This is a genomic window from Streptacidiphilus sp. MAP12-16 (genome assembly GCF_041262165.1).
GTDB lineage: Bacteria > Actinomycetota > Actinomycetes > Streptomycetales > Streptomycetaceae > Streptacidiphilus.
This window is the reverse complement of the sequence record NZ_JBGCBY010000003.1, coordinates 233,081-249,060: the sequence shown is the minus strand read 5'-3', so window position 1 is coordinate 249,060 and position 15,980 is coordinate 233,081. Positions and strand designations below refer to the sequence as shown.

The following is a 15,980-nucleotide window of genomic DNA, read 5'->3' as shown; positions in this document are numbered from 1 at the left end:
ATGGGCGCGGGCCGCGTCAGGGGAGGGCGCGGCCCGCGCCGGGGGAGGACACACCAGATGACCGTGAGCGTGGAACCGGGGGCGCTCGTCCCCGGTCCGGGGGGCTTCGCCACCACCTACGAGCAGTACGTGGGCCCGTACTCGGAACAGCCGTTGGCACCGGAACCCTTGTTCCCCGTGCCCAGGCTGAGTGCGGGCCTGCGCCTGCACGGCGAGTACCAGGGCTCGGGATTCAACGAGCCCAAGTACATCGCCCGTCGGGGGGACGGGCAGGTGGTGCAGCTCTCCCGGCTGCTCCACCTCGTCGCCGGCTGCGTCGACGGCGTCCGCGACACCGAGCGGATCTCGCACCGGGTCAGCGGGCTGTACGGGCGTGAGGTCAGCGAGGAGAACATCGCCTACCTGGTCGAGCACAAGCTCCAGCCGCTCGGCGTCACCGTCCCGTTCGGGCAGGAGGACGACGAGGTCGCCCAGGCCCCGCGCTCCGACCTGCTGCTGGCCCTCAAGGGCCATCGGGTGATGTTCAGTCAGCAGCGGGTGAACCGCATCGGACGCGCCCTGGCCTGGCTGCACCGGCCGCTGATGGTGGTCCTGGTGCTGGGCTCGATGGTCGCCATGGACGTCTGGCTGTTCGGCTTCTACGGCGCGATGACCCCGGTGCTGGAGGTGCTGAACCAGCCGGTGCTGCTGCTGGCGGTGTTCGCGCTGACCGTGGCCTCGCTGGTGTTCCACGAGTTCGGACACGCCTCCGCCTGCCGCTACGGCGGCGCCCGCCCGGGTTGCATCGGGTGCGGGCTGTTCCTGATCTGGCCGTCCATGTACACGGACGTCACCGACGTCTACCGGATCGGCCGCGCCGGACGGATCAGGACCGACCTGGGGGGCGTGTACTTCAACGTCGTCTTCATGCTCGGCATGGGCGGCTGCTACTTCCTGACCGGCCAGCAGTTCTTCCTCAGCGCCGTGTACCTCGGACACTTCGAGGTGCTGGAACAGCTGATGCCGGCCGTCCGCCTGGACGGCTACTACATCCTGGGCGACCTGGCCGGGGTGCCCGACCTCTTCGGCAAGATCAGACCGATCCTGCTGAGCATGGTGCCCGGCAAGCCGGTACGCCCCGAGGTGGTCGACCTCAAACGCTCCGCCCGGGTCATCGTCACCACCTGGGTGCTCACCATGGTGCCGTTGCTGCTCGGCGACCTCGGCTACGCGCTGTGGAACCTGCCGCGCATCGTCAGCACCGGCATCCGCTCGCTGACCGCCCAACTCACCGGCACCGCCTCGGCGTTCGCGGACGGACACCTCGCCACCGGCCTGGTCGGCGTGCTCGGCAGCTTCATGCTGGTCTGCCCACTCGCCGGGATGGCCTACCTCTCCATCCGGCTCGGCGGCCGGCTGGTGCGGACCGCCCTGCGCGCGACCAACGGGAGCCCGCGGCTGCGGCTCGGCTTCTGCGCGCTCGGCCTCGCCGGAGTGACCGCCCTGGCCTGCGCCTGGGCCGGGGGTATCACCCCCAAGCCGCTGCCGCCGCAGCCGCCGATCGTTCCGGTGCTGCAACCGGGAGTGCCGACGACCGAGCCCACCGCGACCCAGCCGGCCGCACCGCAACCGACGGCGAGTCGGTCCGCGCAGCCCAGCCCGACCCGGAGCAGCCGGAGCGGTGGCCCCTCCACCCCGCCGGGTCTCACCCCCTCGCCCAGCGCCGGAACAGCGGTCGCGCCCCCGTCCGCCAAGGCGTCGGCCTCCGCCACCACTGCCCCGGCCGCGGGCGGAGCACCGGCGCCGAGCGTGGCGAAGGCGACGCACTCCGCGAGCCCGCCGTCGGCCACCACCACCCCCTCGGCCCCCCCAAGTGCCGCGGCGAGCACGACGCCGACGGCCACTCCCACCCCGCCCGCGAGCTCCGCCCCTCCCCCGGCGAAAGCGACGCCGTGACGCGCTGCGGGCCACCGCCAGGACCGTCGGACCATCCACAGGAGAATCCATGAACCTCAACCAGCACCGCAGAGCGATCCCGCGCGTCGGCGCGGGCCGCAAGGCGGTCCGCCTCGGACTGCTCGCCACCGCGAGCCTCACCGCCCTGTCCGCCGCCGCCACCGCCGCGACCGCGCAGGGCGTGGGGCCCACCAACCACTCCACCAACTCGCACGGCATCGCCATCGCCGACGACAACGTGCACACGCTCGCCAACCGGGCGCACGAGTCCCGCTTCGCGGACTCCTTCACCGTGCACCAGTACGGGCCGGTGTTCGCGGCCAGCGCCCGCAACCAGGCCGACGCGGTCTCGGCGGGCTGCACCGCGGCCGACCCCTGCCGCTCGGTGGCACTCTCCTTCCAGATCGTGACCATGGCCGGGGAGAACATCCACCTCAACGCGGTGAACCTGAGCAACGCGTCCAACTACCACTGCGCGGGCTGCGAGACGCTGGCCGGGGCCTACCAGTTCGTCGTCTCCACGCCCAACCCGTTCACCCTGAGCGCGACGGCGCAGCGCCAGCTCGCCGACATCCACCGCAAGCTGGACGCGCTGGGGAAGTCCACGGCCCCGGTCGCCGTCGTCAAGCAGCAGGCCGACGCCCTGGCCGCGCAGGTGGTCACCATCCTCAAGTCCGCCGCCGCGACCGCGCCGAAGGGCCCCGGCGTGGACGCCCTGGCCGCCATGGCCCCGACCGTGACCGTGCACCGCATGATGAGCAGCTGAGCAGCTGCCCCGAGCCGACCAGCGACCGACCCGCGGCCTTCCCACCCCGACCACCGGGGCGGGAAGGCCGCCGCAGTGCGTGCGCCGGAGCAACCCGGAGCAATCCGGAGCGGTGTCGGCGGGAACAACGGGAACGTCAGAGGCCCTCCCGGATCAAGCCGGGAGGGCCTCTGTTGGGTGGAGCTGAGGGGATTCGAACCCCTGGCCCCCTCGATGCGAACGAGGTGCGCTACCGGACTGCGCCACAGCCCCAACGAGAAGAAACTCTATCAGGTCCGCGGGGGTGGTCCTGCATGGTTTCGGCGCTGGTGGGAGTGCGTCACTCGTTGGCGGCGCGGGGGTGCGGGGCGTCGTCGGCGTACTGGTCGAAGAGGGGTGTGGCCGGGGGGCGCTTCTGGGCGGGAGGCGGGGGAACGACTGCGCGTCCCGCGCTCCAGGTGTCGGGGGCGTTGAGGTCCAGGCTGCCGGTGCTGCGGGGGGCGACCGGGGCGGTGACGTAGGTGGGGAGGGGTACCGGTACCGGGTCCCAGGACTCGGGGTCGGTGGAGCGGTCGCGTGGGTTGTCGCCCCAGTCGTCCGACTCGTCGGGGTCTGCGGCTTCGACCAGGGCACGTGTGCGGTGCGGAACCTGCGGAACCGCCCCGGCGGCGGAGCGGCCGTCGGGGCGGGCGAAATCGGGGTGGGCGAAGTCGGGCGGCCGTGGGACGGACAGCGCCTGGGTGTCCGGGGCCGCCGCGGCCCGGCGGCGTTCCCGCTCCCGCTCGCGCACCCGCTGGGCCGCCTCGGCTGCGCGGCGGCGATCGAGCTTGACCTCGAAGCGGCGGCGTTCCTGGCGGCGCAGATGGGCGATGTAGAGGGAGAACAGGACGGCGGGAATGGCCGGGACCCAGAGCAGGGCGACGCCGCCGACCGCGGCGGTCACCATACCGGCCGTGAAGACGGCGAAGAGCAGGATGACCAGTCGCCGACGCCGTGCCAGCAGGGCAGCACGGCGCTTCGGGTCGAGGCGGCGTCCGGTGGCCCCGCCCGAGGGCGCGCCGGGTGGCGGGGTCCGCCGGACCTCCGGGCGCGGGGCCCCGGCGGACGACGACCGCTCGCGCGACGTGGGCTGCGACTGCACGGGAGCCGGGGAGGACGCACGGTGGTCCGCGGCGGCGGCGCCGGCGGCGGGCGCCGCCGGACCGCTGTCGTCAGTGCTCTCGCCGCTGCTGTTGCCAGCGCTGCTGCCGGCGCTGTTGTCGTCATCGAGGTGGCGCGAGACCCGGCGCTCCATTGCCGCGCGTCCGGACAGCAGGCGAATGGCGGTGCTGAACCGCTCCGTCGGGCGCGCTTCGTTGAGCTCGTCCTGCCTGCGGAGCCACATCGGCACCAGATAGGCAGCCCAGGCCCCCACGATGACCGCGTAGATGAGGCCGCTACTGCTCACGCATCACACCGTACGGGCGTGAAGGAGTGGCTCGCGGCAATTTCCGCCGGTGTGTCGCACGATCATGTTCATCTCACCCTATTTTTGTCGCTTTGAACGACAGGTTATCGACATCAATCGAATGCGTATGTGAATTTACTGCTCACACACATTTACTGCTCAAGATGCTGCCGGTTGCCGCGCCAGCGGCGCAACATGCCTTCCGGGACCTCGTCCGCCGTCAGCGCGTACACCAGATGGTCCCGCCAACCCCCGTCGATGTGCAGGTAGCGCGGGCGGATGCCCTCCTCGCGGAAGCCGAGTTTCTCCACCACGCGCCGGCTGGGCCCGTTCTCGGGCCGGATGCAGATCTCGATCCGGTGCAGGCCCATGTCCCGGAAGCAGTGGTCGACCGCGAGTGCCACCGCCGTCGGGATGATGCCGCGTCCGGCGACCGCCTCGTCCACCCAGTAGCCGACGTTCGCCGAGCACATGGAACCCCAGGTGATGCCGCCGACGGTGAGCTGTCCGACGAGTTGCCCCTGGTAGGTGACGATGAAGGGGAGCATCCGCCCGGCCTGCGCCTCGGAGCGCAGGAAGCGCACCATCTGCCGGTAGGTCGGGCGGGGTGACGAGGGGTTGCCCGGCTGGGCCGGGGGGACGGTGGCCTCCCAGCGGCGCAGCCAGTGCCGGTTCCGGGCGCTGACCTCCTGCCAGGTGCGCCGGTCGCGCACCCGGATCGGGCGCAGACCGACCGGTCCCTCGTGGAGTTCGACTGGCCAGAAGGCGTTCAGTGCGACCCTCCTGACGTGGCGCCGTCGGGTCTGCGGAGGTGGTCGCCTCCGTGTACCTGGTCGACGGCGTGCCCGAGCAGCGGGGCGAGGACGGCGAGTCCGTCCCTGACACCGCCGGTGGAGCCGGGCAGGTTGACGATCAAGGTGGTGCCGGCCAGCCCGGACAGTCCGCGGGAGAGCGCGGCGGTGGGGACTCCGGTGGCACGCCCCTCGGCGCGGATCGCCTCGGCGATGCCGGGGACCGGGCGGTCGATCACCTGCGCGGTCATCTCGGGGGTGAGATCCGTGGGAGTGACGCCCGTGCCACCGGTCGTCAGGATGACGTCGTAGCCGCGAGCCACCGCGGCGCGCAGCGCCTCGACCACCGGTTCGCCGTCCGGTACCACCTGCGGTCCGTCCACGGCGAAGCCCATCGCGGTCAGGCCCTCGACCAGCAGCGGGCCGCCCTTGTCGGCGTAGACGCCGGCCGAGGCACGGTTGGAGACGGTGAGGGCGAGGGCACGCTTCGTCGACCCGTTCACCGGACGCCACTGTCCTGGACGCCACTGTCCTGGGCGTTGCTGTCCTCGGCGTTGCTGTCTCGGGCGTCGTCGCGGTACCAGTCGCCGCTCTTCCCGCCGGTCTTCGACTCGACCTGGACCGCGTCGATCCGCGCGCCCTTGTCCACCGACTTGACCATGTCGATGACGGTCAGCCCGGCGACGGCGACGGCGGTCAGCGCCTCCATCTCGACCCCGGTGCGGTCCGCGGTGCGGACCGTCGCGGCGATTTCCACGGCGTCGTCGGTGACGACCAGGTCCACGGTCACCCCGGAGAGCGCGATGGGGTGGCAGAGCGGGATGAGATCAGGGGTGCGCTTCGCACCCATGATCCCGGCGATGCGGGCCACCGACAGGGCGTCGCCCTTGGGGACGCCCTCGCCGCGCAACAACTCGACCACCCGGGGCGCGACCAGGACCCGGCCGGTGGCGCGCGCGGTGCGCACCGTGGTCGCCTTCTCGGAGACGTCGACCATGCGTGCCGCCCCCGTCGCGTCGACGTGGGTCAGCCGGTCGCTGTGCGAGGTACTCAAGGTGTCGTCTCCTGTGGCCGGTGCCGTGCGGGCACAGGCTATCGCTGCGCGACCCGGCCGTCAGATCGGGCTCCGCCGGACGGACCGGGAGACGCCTCAGCGCAGCTGGTCCTCCGCAGCCGCCGCGGATTCCAGCAGGACGACGTCGACCAGGTCCCCTGCCGACACCGAGGTGCTCTCCTCGGGGACCACGATCACCGAGTTGGCCTGCGCCAGCGGACCCATCAGGTGGGATCCCGCACCGCCGACCGGGGTGACCTGCCCGGTCTCACCGCCGTGCCCGCTGACGTACCGGGACCTGGCGAACTGGCGGCGGCCCGCCGGGGAGTTGAGCCCCTCCGTCAACACGGCCCGCACCACCGGGCGGTGGACCTGTTCGGCACCCATCATGGCGCGGATGGCCGGCCGTACGAACAGCTCGAACGAGAGGTAGGCACTGACCGGGTTGCCGGGCAGCGCGAAGAGCGGGACGGTCCCGTCGAGCAGCCCGAAGCCCTGGGGCTTGCCGGGCTGCATCCGCAGCTTGCGGAAGGAGATCTCGCCCAGCGCGCCGCCGATGCTGTCGGGAGTCGCCTCCAGCGCCTCCTTGACCACGTCGTACGCGCCCACGCTCACACCGCCGCTGGTGACGATCAGGTCCGCCCGGATCAACTGGTCCTCGATGACCTCGCGCAGCCGCCTGGCGTCGTCGGGAACGCCGCCGACCCGGTAGGCGATGGCCCCCGCGTCCCTGGCCGCCGCCGTCAGCGCGAAGCTGTTGGAGTCGCTGATCTGGCCGGGGCCGATCTCGGCGCCTGGCTGGACCAGCTCGCTGCCGGTGGACAGCACCACGACACGCGGGCGGGGCCGTACCCGTACGGTGTCCCTGCCGATGGCCGCGAGCAGCCCGATCTGCGCGGGCCCGAGCAGTGTTCCTGCGGGAAGAACAGCCTGACCTGCGGTGATGTCGTCGCCACGACGGCGCACGAAGGCGCCGCTGTCGGCCGGACGGAAGACCCGGACCTCGCCGGACGCGCCCTCGGGGGCGCTGCTGCGCGGTGCCATGCCCACGGCGGGGGCGGTGCCGCCGCTGCCTCCGTCGGTCCACTCCACCGGGACGACGGCCTCCGCGCCGGGTGGCAGCGGTGCGCCGGTCATGATCCTGGCGCACTGGCCCGGACCGACCACGGGCAGGTTCGCCGCCCCGGCCGCGACGTCGCCGACGACGCTGAGCACCGAGGGGTAGGTCTCGGTCGCTCCGTCGACGTCGGCGACGCGCACGGCGTAGCCGTCCATGGAGCTGTTGTCGAACGGCGGGAGGTCGCGCTCCGCGCTGATCTTCTCGAACGTCAGGCAGCCCTGCGCCTCAAGGAGCTGGAGGTCGAGCGGCGGCAGCGGGCCGACCACGCGGAGGATGTCGGCGAGGTGCTCGTCGACCGTCCAGAACCGCTCGGTGCCGTCAGCCGCGCAGGGATCGCCCTCCGCCGTGTGCTTGTGCTCGCTCACTCGTTCCCCCTGCTGCCTCGTGGATCCACTGCTGCGACTGGACTGCCCACCACCCGGGCTGCTACGCCCGCCTGGTCAGACCTGCCCGGTCTGCTCGCCGCTGGTGGCCGCGTCCAGCTCGCCGCTGCTGACGAGCTCCTTCAGCCAGGCCCTGAACTCCGGGCCCAGATCCTCACGCTCGCACGCGAGCCGGACGATCGCCCGAAGGTAGTCGCCACGATCGCCCGTGTCGTAGCGGCGGCCCTTGAAGATCACGCCGTGGACGGGGCCGCCCCGACCCGGGGAGCGCTGGGCGAGGACCCGGAGCGCGTCGGTGAGCTGGATCTCTCCGTGCAGACCCGGCTTGGTGTTGCGCAGCACCTCGAAAACGCTGGGGTCCAGCACGTAGCGGCCGATCACCGCGAAGCTGCTCGGCGCCTCACCCGGGGCGGGCTTCTCCACCAGGTCGGTGATCCGGACGATCTCGTCGTCACCGCCGAGGGTTCCGTGCCACTCGGCGGGCCGCACCGCCGCGCATCCGTACAGGTGTGCCTGCGAGGGGTCCACCTCGATCAGCGCGACCACGCTGCCGCCGAGCTCGCGCTGGACGTCGATCATCTTGGTGAGCAGCGGGTCGCGCGGGTCGATCAGGTCGTCGCCGAGGAGGACCGCGAAGGGCTGGTCGCCGACGTGCGGCTCGGCGCAGAACACGGCGTGGCCGAGGCCCTTGGGGTCGCCCTGGCGGACGTAGTGCATCGTGGCCAGGTCGCTGGACTCGCGGACGCGGTCCAGCTTGGCCTGGTCGCCCTTGCGGATCAGCTGCTCTTCGAGTTCGTACGCGCGGTCGAAGTGGTCCTCCAGCGGGCGCTTGTTGCGCCCGGTGATCATCAGCACGTCGGTGAGCCCGGCCGACGCTGCCTCCTCGACGACGTACTGGATCGCCGGCTTGTCGACGACGGGAAGCATCTCCTTCGGGGTCGCCTTGGTTGCCGGCAGGAATCGGGTACCCAGACCGGCGGCGGGGATCACGGCCTTGGTGATCTGGCGCGTACGAGCTTTCGTCATGCAGACGACTGTACTGTCCGTCGGTTGCAGGTCATGCCCACCCTTCGGCTTTCATGGTGAGATCACATTCCTGCTCCGGTGGGCCGTCCCCGGAGGGCGACGGGGCCGACTCGCGGGCGGCGGCCAGAGCGCGGTCCGCTGCGCGCAGCAGCAGGGCCGCGTGCCCACCGTCCCGGGGCAGCACGGCGATTCCGACAGCGGCGCTGAGCCCGTTCACCGGCGCCGCCCCCGACTCCTCGGCCGGCACCGGGACCGAGGGCAGTGCCAGCGGATGCCTGCGGACCGTCCAGCGCAGCCGTTCGGCGACGTGCTCGGCCCCGGCGGCGTCGGTGTCCGGCAGGAGGATGAGGAACTCCTCGCCGCCGTAGCGACCGAAGACGTCGGCCTCGCGGACCTCCATGGCCAGGCGTTGCGCCAGGTCGCGCAGCACCGCGCCGCCGCGCTGGTAGCCGTGCTCGCGCCGGATCTCGGCGAAACCCTCGATCTCCAGCAGGAGCACCGCGAGCCGGTCAGCGCCGTCCGGGTGCGGCTGGCGGGCGCAGCGGGCGATCTCCCGGTCCAGCGAGAGCTGGAGGTAGCGGTAGTTCCAGACGCCGGTCAGCGGATCGGTGTAGGAGGTGCGTTCGAGTTCTGCGCGGGCTTGCTGGAGCCGGGTCAGCTCCTGCTGGAGGCTCAGGGCGTGTGCCGCCGCGCTGCGGCGGGACCGGCGGAGCAGGGTGGCGGTGAGCGCGACAGCGAGGAGTGCGAGCAGGAGCAGCGTGACGAGTACCACGGACTGGACGGTCGGCATCGGCGCACCTCTCTCGCTGCCTCGGGGTCTGACTGCCTCGGGTTCTGGCTGCCTTCAGGTCTGGCTGCCGCCTCCACGTGCAGCTGCGTGCAGACTGGGCGTGCTCGACTCAAACCGTTCGAAAGGCCGGCCCATCTGATGGTGAACGACAAGACCACGTTGAGGTCACGGCTGCTCGCGGCCCGCGCCGGGATGTCACCCGAGCAGCGGAAGGAGGCCGCCGAGGCGCTGGCCGGACGGTCGCTCGAGCTGGTACCCGCTCAGGTACCCGCTGTGGTCGCCGGCTATGTGTCCATCGGGGCGGAGCCGGGCACCCGGGCGCTGCTGGACGCGCTGCGTGCGCGGGGGGTACGGGTGCTGCTGCCGGTGCTGCTGGCGGACAACGACCTCGACTGGGGCACGTACGAGGGCACGCAGCGGCTCGTCAGGGCGCGCATGGGCCTGTGGGAGCCGGAGGGCGCACGACTGGGGCCGGAGGCGGTGTGCGGCGCGGACCTGGTGCTGATGCCGGGCCTGGCCGTGGACCGGCAGGGGGTCAGGCTCGGGCGGGGCGGCGGCAGTTATGACCGGGTCCTGGCCCGGCTGGCCGCCGCGGGGTCGCCGGCGCGGCTGGTGACCTTGCTGTACGACTCGGAGGTGCTGCCGAGCGTCCCTGCCGAACCGCACGACCGGCGGGTGGACGCGGCGGTGACGCCCTCGAAGCTCTATCTCTTCGAGGGCGCCACCGGCGGCTGACTACTGACCCGGGGTCAGGGTGTCAGGGTGTCAGGGTGAGCTTGTCGACCGCTTCCGCGTTCACCGCGTCCTTGCCGTACGGCCAGGTCAGCAGCTGGCCGTCGGCCCACAGCTGGGTCTGGTCGTTGTAGTGGGCGTCATAGGCGTGGCCCGAGGCCCCGCCGATGTTGATCCACCGTGAGGCGTCCAGGTTCGACAGGTCCACCACCATCCGCATCGACGGCGCCCAGTCGACCTCGTACCCTGCGGAGGCGTTCCAGCCCGTGGCGTCCACGGCGGCGCCGCCGCCGTTGAGTTGGTACGGGCCGCGGTTGAGCAGCATCTGCACCAGGCCCGAGGCCAGCGAGGAGTCGTCCTTGCCGAGGGTCTGCTCCTTGAGCGTCAGGGTGTGGATACGCCCCCAGCTCCAGGTGGTGATGTCCTTGCCCATCAGCGCGGTCAGCTGCTTACGCGCGTCGATCATGGCTTTGTACAGCAGGTTGTCGCGGCCCTTCACCGGCGCGCCGTTGGTGGCTGTGTAGGTCCACCAGTCGCTGTCGGGCTGCTTCAGCAGCTGCGTGACCGCCGTCATCCACTGGTCGCCGCCGTCCGGCTGGGCCTGGTCGGGGCTGCGGGTGCCGCACACCGAGACCCGCTTGGGCTGGCCGTTGACGCTGTCCGCCGGGATGTTGGCGGCGGAGGCGGGGACCTGCAGCACGCAGTCGGTGGTGGCCCGTACCTGCGCGGGGAACTTCTCGTCGATGGCCAGGTGCAGCAGGTTGCTCCACACCGCGTTGTAGTACGCGGCGGCGGCCGAACCGGCGTCCTGCTTGTAGTTCCAGTCCTTGAGCAGCTGCTGGGCGTCGGCGTAGTAGGGGTCGGTGAACTTCATGTTCAGCAGGTAGGGGACGAGGGTCTGCGCCATGGAGCTGGTGTCGTCCAGCTGCATGGACTGCATGTCGTCCGGGGAGATCTTCCCGCCGCCCGCGAGCTTCGACTGGATCAGGCCGGTGATCTCCTTGGCCCGGGTGCCGTAGCCCCAGTCGTCCGTCAGCTCGTAGGGGTAGCTGCTGTCGACCACGGCCTGGTTCGCGGTGACGATGTACCCGGCGGCCGGGTTCTCCACGTAGGGCAGCGCGGTCTGCGGGATGAGGCCCTGCCACTTGTAGGAGGAGTCCCAGCCCGGCGTCGGGTAGGTGCCGTCGTCGCCGGGGATCTTCGGGCGGACCGGGATCCGGCCCGGGGCCTGGTAGCCGATGTTCCCCGCGGTGTCCGCGTAGATCAGGTTCTGCGCCGGGACGGCGAAGTCGGCGGCGGCGTTCCGGAACTGTCCGAAGTTCGTGGCCTGGTCGATCTTGAACACGGCGTCCATGGTGTTGCTCGGGTCCAGCGCCGTCCAGCGCAGAGCAATGGCGTAGCCACCGCCGCGCGGCGGGGCGCTGCCGGAGACCGGGGCGTTCTGGCCGACGCTCTGCTGCTCGGTGCTGTGATCCGAGATGACCGGCATCCCGTCGGCGGTGCTGCGCACGGTGATGGTCTGGTCCGCGCCACCGGCCACCTTGATGACCTCCTGACGGGTGGTGAAGTTCTGGTTCTTCCCGTCCAGCAGGTAGGTGTCGGCGCCGGTGACCTGTTCCAGGTAGAGGTCCTGGACGTCGGCGCCGAGGTTGGTGAAGCCCCAGGAGATGGTCTGGTTGTGGCCGATGACCACGCCGGGCATTCCGGCGAAGGTGTAACCGGTCACGTCGAAGGGGCAGGCCGCGCTGACGTTGTTGCAGTGCAGGCCCATCTGGTACCAGATCGAGGGCAGTCCAGGGCCGAGGTGGGGATCGTTGGCGAGCAGCGGCTTGTTGGTGGTGGTGTGACTGCCGGAGATCACCCAGGAGTTGGAGCCGATGCCCTGGCCGGGGGTGCCGAGCAGCGCGGGCACGCTGTCGACGTTCGCGGCGAGCTGCGTCGCGGCCTGGTTCAGTCCCTGGACGGTGCCGGCACCGCTGGCGCTGCCCGAGCTGCCGGAGCTTCGGTAGGCGGCCGGGGTGGCCGTCCCGCTCTTGCTGGTGGCGGGGGCCGCGGTGCCGTCGCCGGGCTGGTAGGTCGCCTTGTTGGTGCCGGGGTTGCTGACCGTACCGGTCTTCAGGATCGTCCCGTTGGTGCTGTACGGGTAGGTCGGGTAGAGCTCGGCGATCTGCTGCTTGGTCAGGCTCTGCGAGAGCAGCGAGCGGTCGATCTCCTGCTGCATGTTGCCGCTGAGGTCCCAGGCCATGGCCTTCAGCCAGGAGACCGAGTCGACGGGGCTCCACGGCGCGGGCTTGTACCCGCTGTACGCGGTGCCGAGCAGCGCGTATTCCAGCGAGGCCCCAGCCCCTCCCGGATGGTCGCCCAACCAGGCGTTGACCCCGGCCGAGTACGCCTGCAGATATGCCTTGGTGGCGGCGTCGAGCTTGGTGTCGTACTCCTGCTGGGCCACGCCGCGCCAGTTCATGGTGCGGATGAAGGCGTCGGTCTCGACCTGGCCCTTGCCGAACATGGAGGCCAGCGTCCCCGAGGTGATGTGGCGGTTGACATCCATCTGCCAGAAGCGGTCCTGGGCCTGGACGTAGCCCTGCGCCATGAAGAGGTCGGCCGGGGTGTCCGCATACACCTGCGGGATTCCCTTGCTGTCGCGCACCACGGTGACCGGGCCGGAGAGGCCGGGAAGGTGGAGGGTGCCGGTGGTCTGCGGGAAGGACGCGTGGATCGTCCGCAGACCCAGCCACCCGCCGAGCCCGACGCCGACCACCAGCAACAAGGCGAGCAGGATCACCAGCAGGCGGAGCCTGCGGAACTTCTTGGTGCGGGGCATCAGGGTCCTTGTGGGGCAGGGGCTCGTCCGCCGCCGTGCGGTGCGGCGGAGCCGACGCTAACACTTGAACCGGAAGCGGTGCGGACTGGTATGCGGCCTGGCGTCCGTCCATGGTCTTCACGTCATCCGCTGGAAACCCAAGATCAGGTAAAATGTTAGAAGGAGTAACCAATCCGCTTCGCCCCGTCCCCGCCGCCGGCCGCTGTCGCGAGGTGCAACTGAGTGACCGTCCACCATCTCGACACGCTGCTGCTGATGTTCTCCCTCGTGCTGCTTGTCGCCGTCGTAGCCGTACGGCTGTCCTCCCGCAGCGGGCTCCCCACCCTGCTGCTCTACCTCGGCATCGGCGTCGCTCTCGGCCAGGACGGCCTCGGCATCGGCTTCGACAACGCGTCACTCACCCAGGTGCTCGGCTATGCCGCCCTGGTGGTGATCCTTGCCGAGGGCGGGCTCGGAACCAAATGGACGGACATCAGACCCGCCGCTCCGGCGGCAGCCGTGCTCGCGACCTTCGGGACGGGCGTCAGCGTCGCCGTCACCGCGCTGGGCGCACACGTCTTCGTCGGCACCGACTGGCGGCTCTCGCTGCTGCTGGGTGCCATCGTCTCGTCCACGGACGCCGCCGCCGTCTTCTCCGTGCTGCGCCGGGTCCCGCTGCCGTCCCGGCTCAGGGGTCTGTTGGAGGCCGAGTCGGGATTCAACGACGCACCCGTGGTCATCCTGGTCGTCGCGTTCGTCACCCCCGGACCCATCGACACCTGGTACGTACTGCTCGGCTCCATCGTCCTGAAGCTCGCCATAGGCCTCGTCGCCGGACTGGCCGTCGGGAGGCTCGGATCGCTGGCACTGCGTCACATAGCACTGCCCTCTTCCGGCCTCTACCCCATCGCCGTGGTGGCGCTGACCATGCTCGCGTACGCGGGCGGCGCGCTGCTGCACGGCTCCGGCTTTCTCGCCGTCTACATCTGCGCGCTGATCCTGGGGAACTCGCGGCTTCCGCACGGCCCCGCCACCCGGGGGTTCACCGAGGGGCTGGCGTGGATCGCGCAGATCAGCATGTTCGTCCTGCTGGGACTGCTGGTGACGCCGCACACGCTGCCCGACGCGCTGGTCCCCGCGCTGGTCGTCGGCCTGGTCCTGGTGTTCCTGGCCCGCCCGCTCTCGGTACTGCTCACGATGACGCCGTTCGGCATGCCCTGGCGCGAGCAGGCCCTGCTCTCCTGGGCCGGACTGCGCGGTGCGGTGCCCATCGTGCTGGCCACCATCCCGCTCGTCGCCGACGTGCCGGGGGCGCAGCGGCTGTTCAACACCGTCTTCCTGCTGGTCGTGGTGTTCACCCTGCTGCAGGGGCCGACCCTGCCCTGGGTGGCGCGGACGCTGCGGATCGGCGACCCCGCGCACGCGGACCGGCTCGACGTCGAGTCCGCGCCGCTGGAGCGGCTGCACGGGCACCTGCTGTCGCTGACCCTGGAGCCGGGCTCGCGGCTCGCGGGCGTCGAGATCAGCGAGCTGCGGCTGCCGAAGGGCGCGGCGGTGACGCTGGTCGTCCGCGACGGCGCGAGCTTCGTACCGGGGCCGACGACGGTGCTGCGGTCATCCGACGATCTGCTGGTGGTGGCCACGGACGCGGTACGGGACCGCACGGAGCGGCGGCTGCGCGCTGTCGACCGGGGCGGGAAGCTGGCCGGCTGGCTGGAACAGCGGGGCGAGTACTGACCGCCGGGGCGCGCGGGCGCCGGAGTGTGGGTGTTGTCACAGCTCACAGGGGTCACGGTGGACTATCGCCGTGGAATACCGCATCATTGACCGTCGTTAGCACTCATCAGGCGAGAGTGCCAGGAGGAATGACAGTGCCGACGTACCAGTACCAGTGCACCGAGTGTGGCAACGGCCTTGAGGCTGTCCAGAAGTTCACGGACGACGCCCTCACGGTCTGCCCCGAGTGCAGCGGCCGGCTGCGCAAGATCTTTTCCGCTGTGGGCGTGGTCTTCAAGGGCAGCGGTTTCTACCGCACCGACAGCCGCTCGTCCGCGAGCAGCACGGTGAGCACCCCGAAGTCCTCCAGCGGCGCGAGCACGTCGTCGGGCGACTCCTCGTCCTCGTCGTCGTCGAGCGCGACCTCGCCGAGCACGTCCAGCTCGTCGAGCAGCAGCAGCGCCACGCCGGCCGCCTGACCGGCAGCGTTTCCGCCGGGCCCCGCGACGTCCCCGTTCCGTAAGGACGCGTGGGGCTCCGGCATACCCGGAACGCTCCTAAGCTTCGGCACATGGCGAACCCGCAGAGCAGCACTCCCACCGCCGAGATCGGCGTCATCGGCGGCACCGGCCTGTACGCACTCGTGGACGACCTCGCCGAGGTCGCCGTCGAGACGCCCTACGGGCCGCCCAGCGACTCCCTCTTCGTAGGCTCGGTCGCCGGACGGCAGGTGGCCTTCCTGCCCCGGCACGGACGCACTCACCGGCTGCCGCCGCACCGGATCAACTACCGGGCCAACCTGTGGGCCCTGCGCTCGCTCGGCGTGCGCCAGATCCTCGGGCCCTGCGCCACGGGCGGGCTGCGCCCCGAGCACGGGCCGGGCACGCTGCTCGTCCCGGACCAGTTCGTCGACCGCACCACGGGACGTGTCCAGACCTTCTACGACGGCCAGCCGCGAACGGACGGCCGGACGCCCGAGGTGGTGCACGTCTCCGCCGCCGACCCGTACTGCCCGGTCGGGCGGGCGGTCGCGGTCAAGGCCGCCGCAGCGGCGGGCTGGGAGCCGGTGGACGGCGGCACGCTGGTGGTGATCGAGGGGCCCAGGTTCTCCACCCGCGCCGAGTCGCGCTGGTACGGCTCGCAGGGCTGGTCGGTGATCGGCATGACAGGCCACCCCGAGGCTGTACTGGCCCGCGAGCTCGGGCTCTGCTACACCTCGATCGCCCTGGTCACCGACCTGGACGCGGGTGTGGAGGCAGGCGAGGGAGTGACCCACGCGGAGGTGCTGCGGGTGTTCGCGGGAAGCATCGACCGGCTGCGTGGCGTGCTGTCGGGCGCGGTCGAGGCGCTCCCGGGCACGACGGAGCGGGAGTGCGTCTGCTCGCACGCACTGGACGGGCTGGAAACCGGACTCGGGCTGGAGTAGTTCACCCCTGGG

The 15,980-nt window shown here is 71.3% G+C and carries 14 protein-coding genes and 1 tRNA gene; 6 read left to right on the top strand and 9 right to left on the bottom strand.

Annotated elements, in window-relative coordinates:
* Positions 1-57 precede the first annotated feature (57 nt).
* Together ABIA33_RS05015 and ABIA33_RS05010 are read left to right on the top strand one after the other, a co-directional pair.
* The gene (locus ABIA33_RS05015; protein WP_370077478.1) at positions 58-1,935 is read left to right on the top strand and encodes a hypothetical protein; all 1,878 of its coding nucleotides are present in this window, start codon (positions 58-60) and stop codon (positions 1,933-1,935) included.
* A gap of 49 nt (positions 1,936-1,984) precedes the next feature.
* Positions 1,985-2,701 (top strand): hypothetical protein, encoded by a 717-nt coding sequence (locus tag ABIA33_RS05010; RefSeq protein ID WP_370077476.1) that lies wholly within the window; start codon positions 1,985-1,987, stop codon positions 2,699-2,701.
* A 178-nt stretch (positions 2,702-2,879) separates the two neighbouring features.
* Here ABIA33_RS05010 and ABIA33_RS05005 read toward each other — a convergent pair.
* The 8 genes from ABIA33_RS05005 to ABIA33_RS04970 all read right to left on the bottom strand — a co-directional run bounded on the left by ABIA33_RS05005 (position 2,880) and on the right by ABIA33_RS04970 (position 9,291).
* Positions 2,880-2,953: transfer RNA gene (locus ABIA33_RS05005), tRNA-Ala, on the bottom strand.
* A 67-nt stretch (positions 2,954-3,020) separates the two neighbouring features.
* Positions 3,021-4,127 carry a gephyrin-like molybdotransferase receptor GlpR gene (gene glpR, locus ABIA33_RS05000; protein ID WP_370077474.1) on the bottom strand — a complete coding sequence of 369 codons (1,107 nt, stop codon included), beginning with the start codon at positions 4,125-4,127 and terminating at the stop codon, positions 3,021-3,023.
* A 152-nt stretch (positions 4,128-4,279) separates the two neighbouring features.
* Positions 4,280-4,900, bottom strand: a complete 621-nt coding sequence (locus tag ABIA33_RS04995) for a GNAT family N-acetyltransferase (RefSeq protein WP_370077764.1) — start codon at positions 4,898-4,900, stop codon at positions 4,280-4,282.
* Positions 4,897-5,421: a molybdenum cofactor biosynthesis protein B gene (locus ABIA33_RS04990; protein ID WP_370077472.1), complete on the bottom strand. Its 525-nt coding sequence runs from the start codon at positions 5,419-5,421 to the stop codon at positions 4,897-4,899. Before ABIA33_RS04990 ends, ABIA33_RS04995 begins: the two co-directional genes overlap by 4 nt.
* Positions 5,418-5,972, bottom strand: a complete 555-nt coding sequence (gene moaC / locus ABIA33_RS04985) for a cyclic pyranopterin monophosphate synthase MoaC (protein WP_370077470.1) — start codon at positions 5,970-5,972, stop codon at positions 5,418-5,420. The genes ABIA33_RS04990 and moaC overlap by 4 nt, the downstream gene beginning before the upstream one ends.
* Positions 5,973-6,068: 96 nt before the next feature.
* Positions 6,069-7,457 (bottom strand): gephyrin-like molybdotransferase Glp, encoded by a 1,389-nt coding sequence (glp, locus tag ABIA33_RS04980; protein ID WP_370077469.1) that lies wholly within the window; start codon positions 7,455-7,457, stop codon positions 6,069-6,071.
* Between the two features lie 75 nt (positions 7,458-7,532).
* Positions 7,533-8,501 (bottom strand): UTP--glucose-1-phosphate uridylyltransferase, encoded by a 969-nt coding sequence (locus tag ABIA33_RS04975; RefSeq protein ID WP_370077468.1) that lies wholly within the window; start codon positions 8,499-8,501, stop codon positions 7,533-7,535.
* Positions 8,502-8,532: 31 nt separating this feature from the next.
* Positions 8,533-9,291 (bottom strand): GGDEF domain-containing protein, encoded by a 759-nt coding sequence (locus tag ABIA33_RS04970; RefSeq protein WP_370077466.1) that lies wholly within the window; start codon positions 9,289-9,291, stop codon positions 8,533-8,535.
* A 138-nt stretch (positions 9,292-9,429) separates the two neighbouring features.
* Between ABIA33_RS04970 and ABIA33_RS04965 the strand changes: the two genes are divergently transcribed.
* Positions 9,430-10,026 carry a 5-formyltetrahydrofolate cyclo-ligase gene (locus tag ABIA33_RS04965; RefSeq protein ID WP_370077464.1) on the top strand — a complete coding sequence of 199 codons (597 nt, stop codon included), beginning with the start codon at positions 9,430-9,432 and terminating at the stop codon, positions 10,024-10,026.
* Between the two features lie 22 nt (positions 10,027-10,048).
* Here ABIA33_RS04965 and ABIA33_RS04960 read toward each other — a convergent pair whose 3' ends face one another.
* Complete coding sequence (locus ABIA33_RS04960; RefSeq protein WP_370077461.1) at positions 10,049-12,847, bottom strand: penicillin acylase family protein; 2,799 nt, start codon at positions 12,845-12,847, stop codon at positions 10,049-10,051.
* 222 nt (positions 12,848-13,069) lie between these two features.
* On the opposite strand from ABIA33_RS04960, the gene ABIA33_RS04955 reads away from it, so the two are divergent.
* From ABIA33_RS04955 to ABIA33_RS04945, 3 genes are all read left to right on the top strand, one after another.
* Complete coding sequence (locus ABIA33_RS04955) at positions 13,070-14,563, top strand: potassium/proton antiporter (RefSeq protein ID WP_370077459.1); 1,494 nt, start codon at positions 13,070-13,072, stop codon at positions 14,561-14,563.
* Between the two features lie 134 nt (positions 14,564-14,697).
* Positions 14,698-15,021 (top strand): FmdB family zinc ribbon protein, encoded by a 324-nt coding sequence (locus tag ABIA33_RS04950; protein ID WP_370077762.1) that lies wholly within the window; start codon positions 14,698-14,700, stop codon positions 15,019-15,021.
* A 92-nt stretch (positions 15,022-15,113) separates the two neighbouring features.
* Positions 15,114-15,968, top strand: coding sequence for an S-methyl-5'-thioadenosine phosphorylase (locus tag ABIA33_RS04945; protein WP_370077457.1), 855 nt, complete (start codon positions 15,114-15,116; stop codon positions 15,966-15,968).
* Positions 15,969-15,980: the final 12 nt, after the last annotated feature.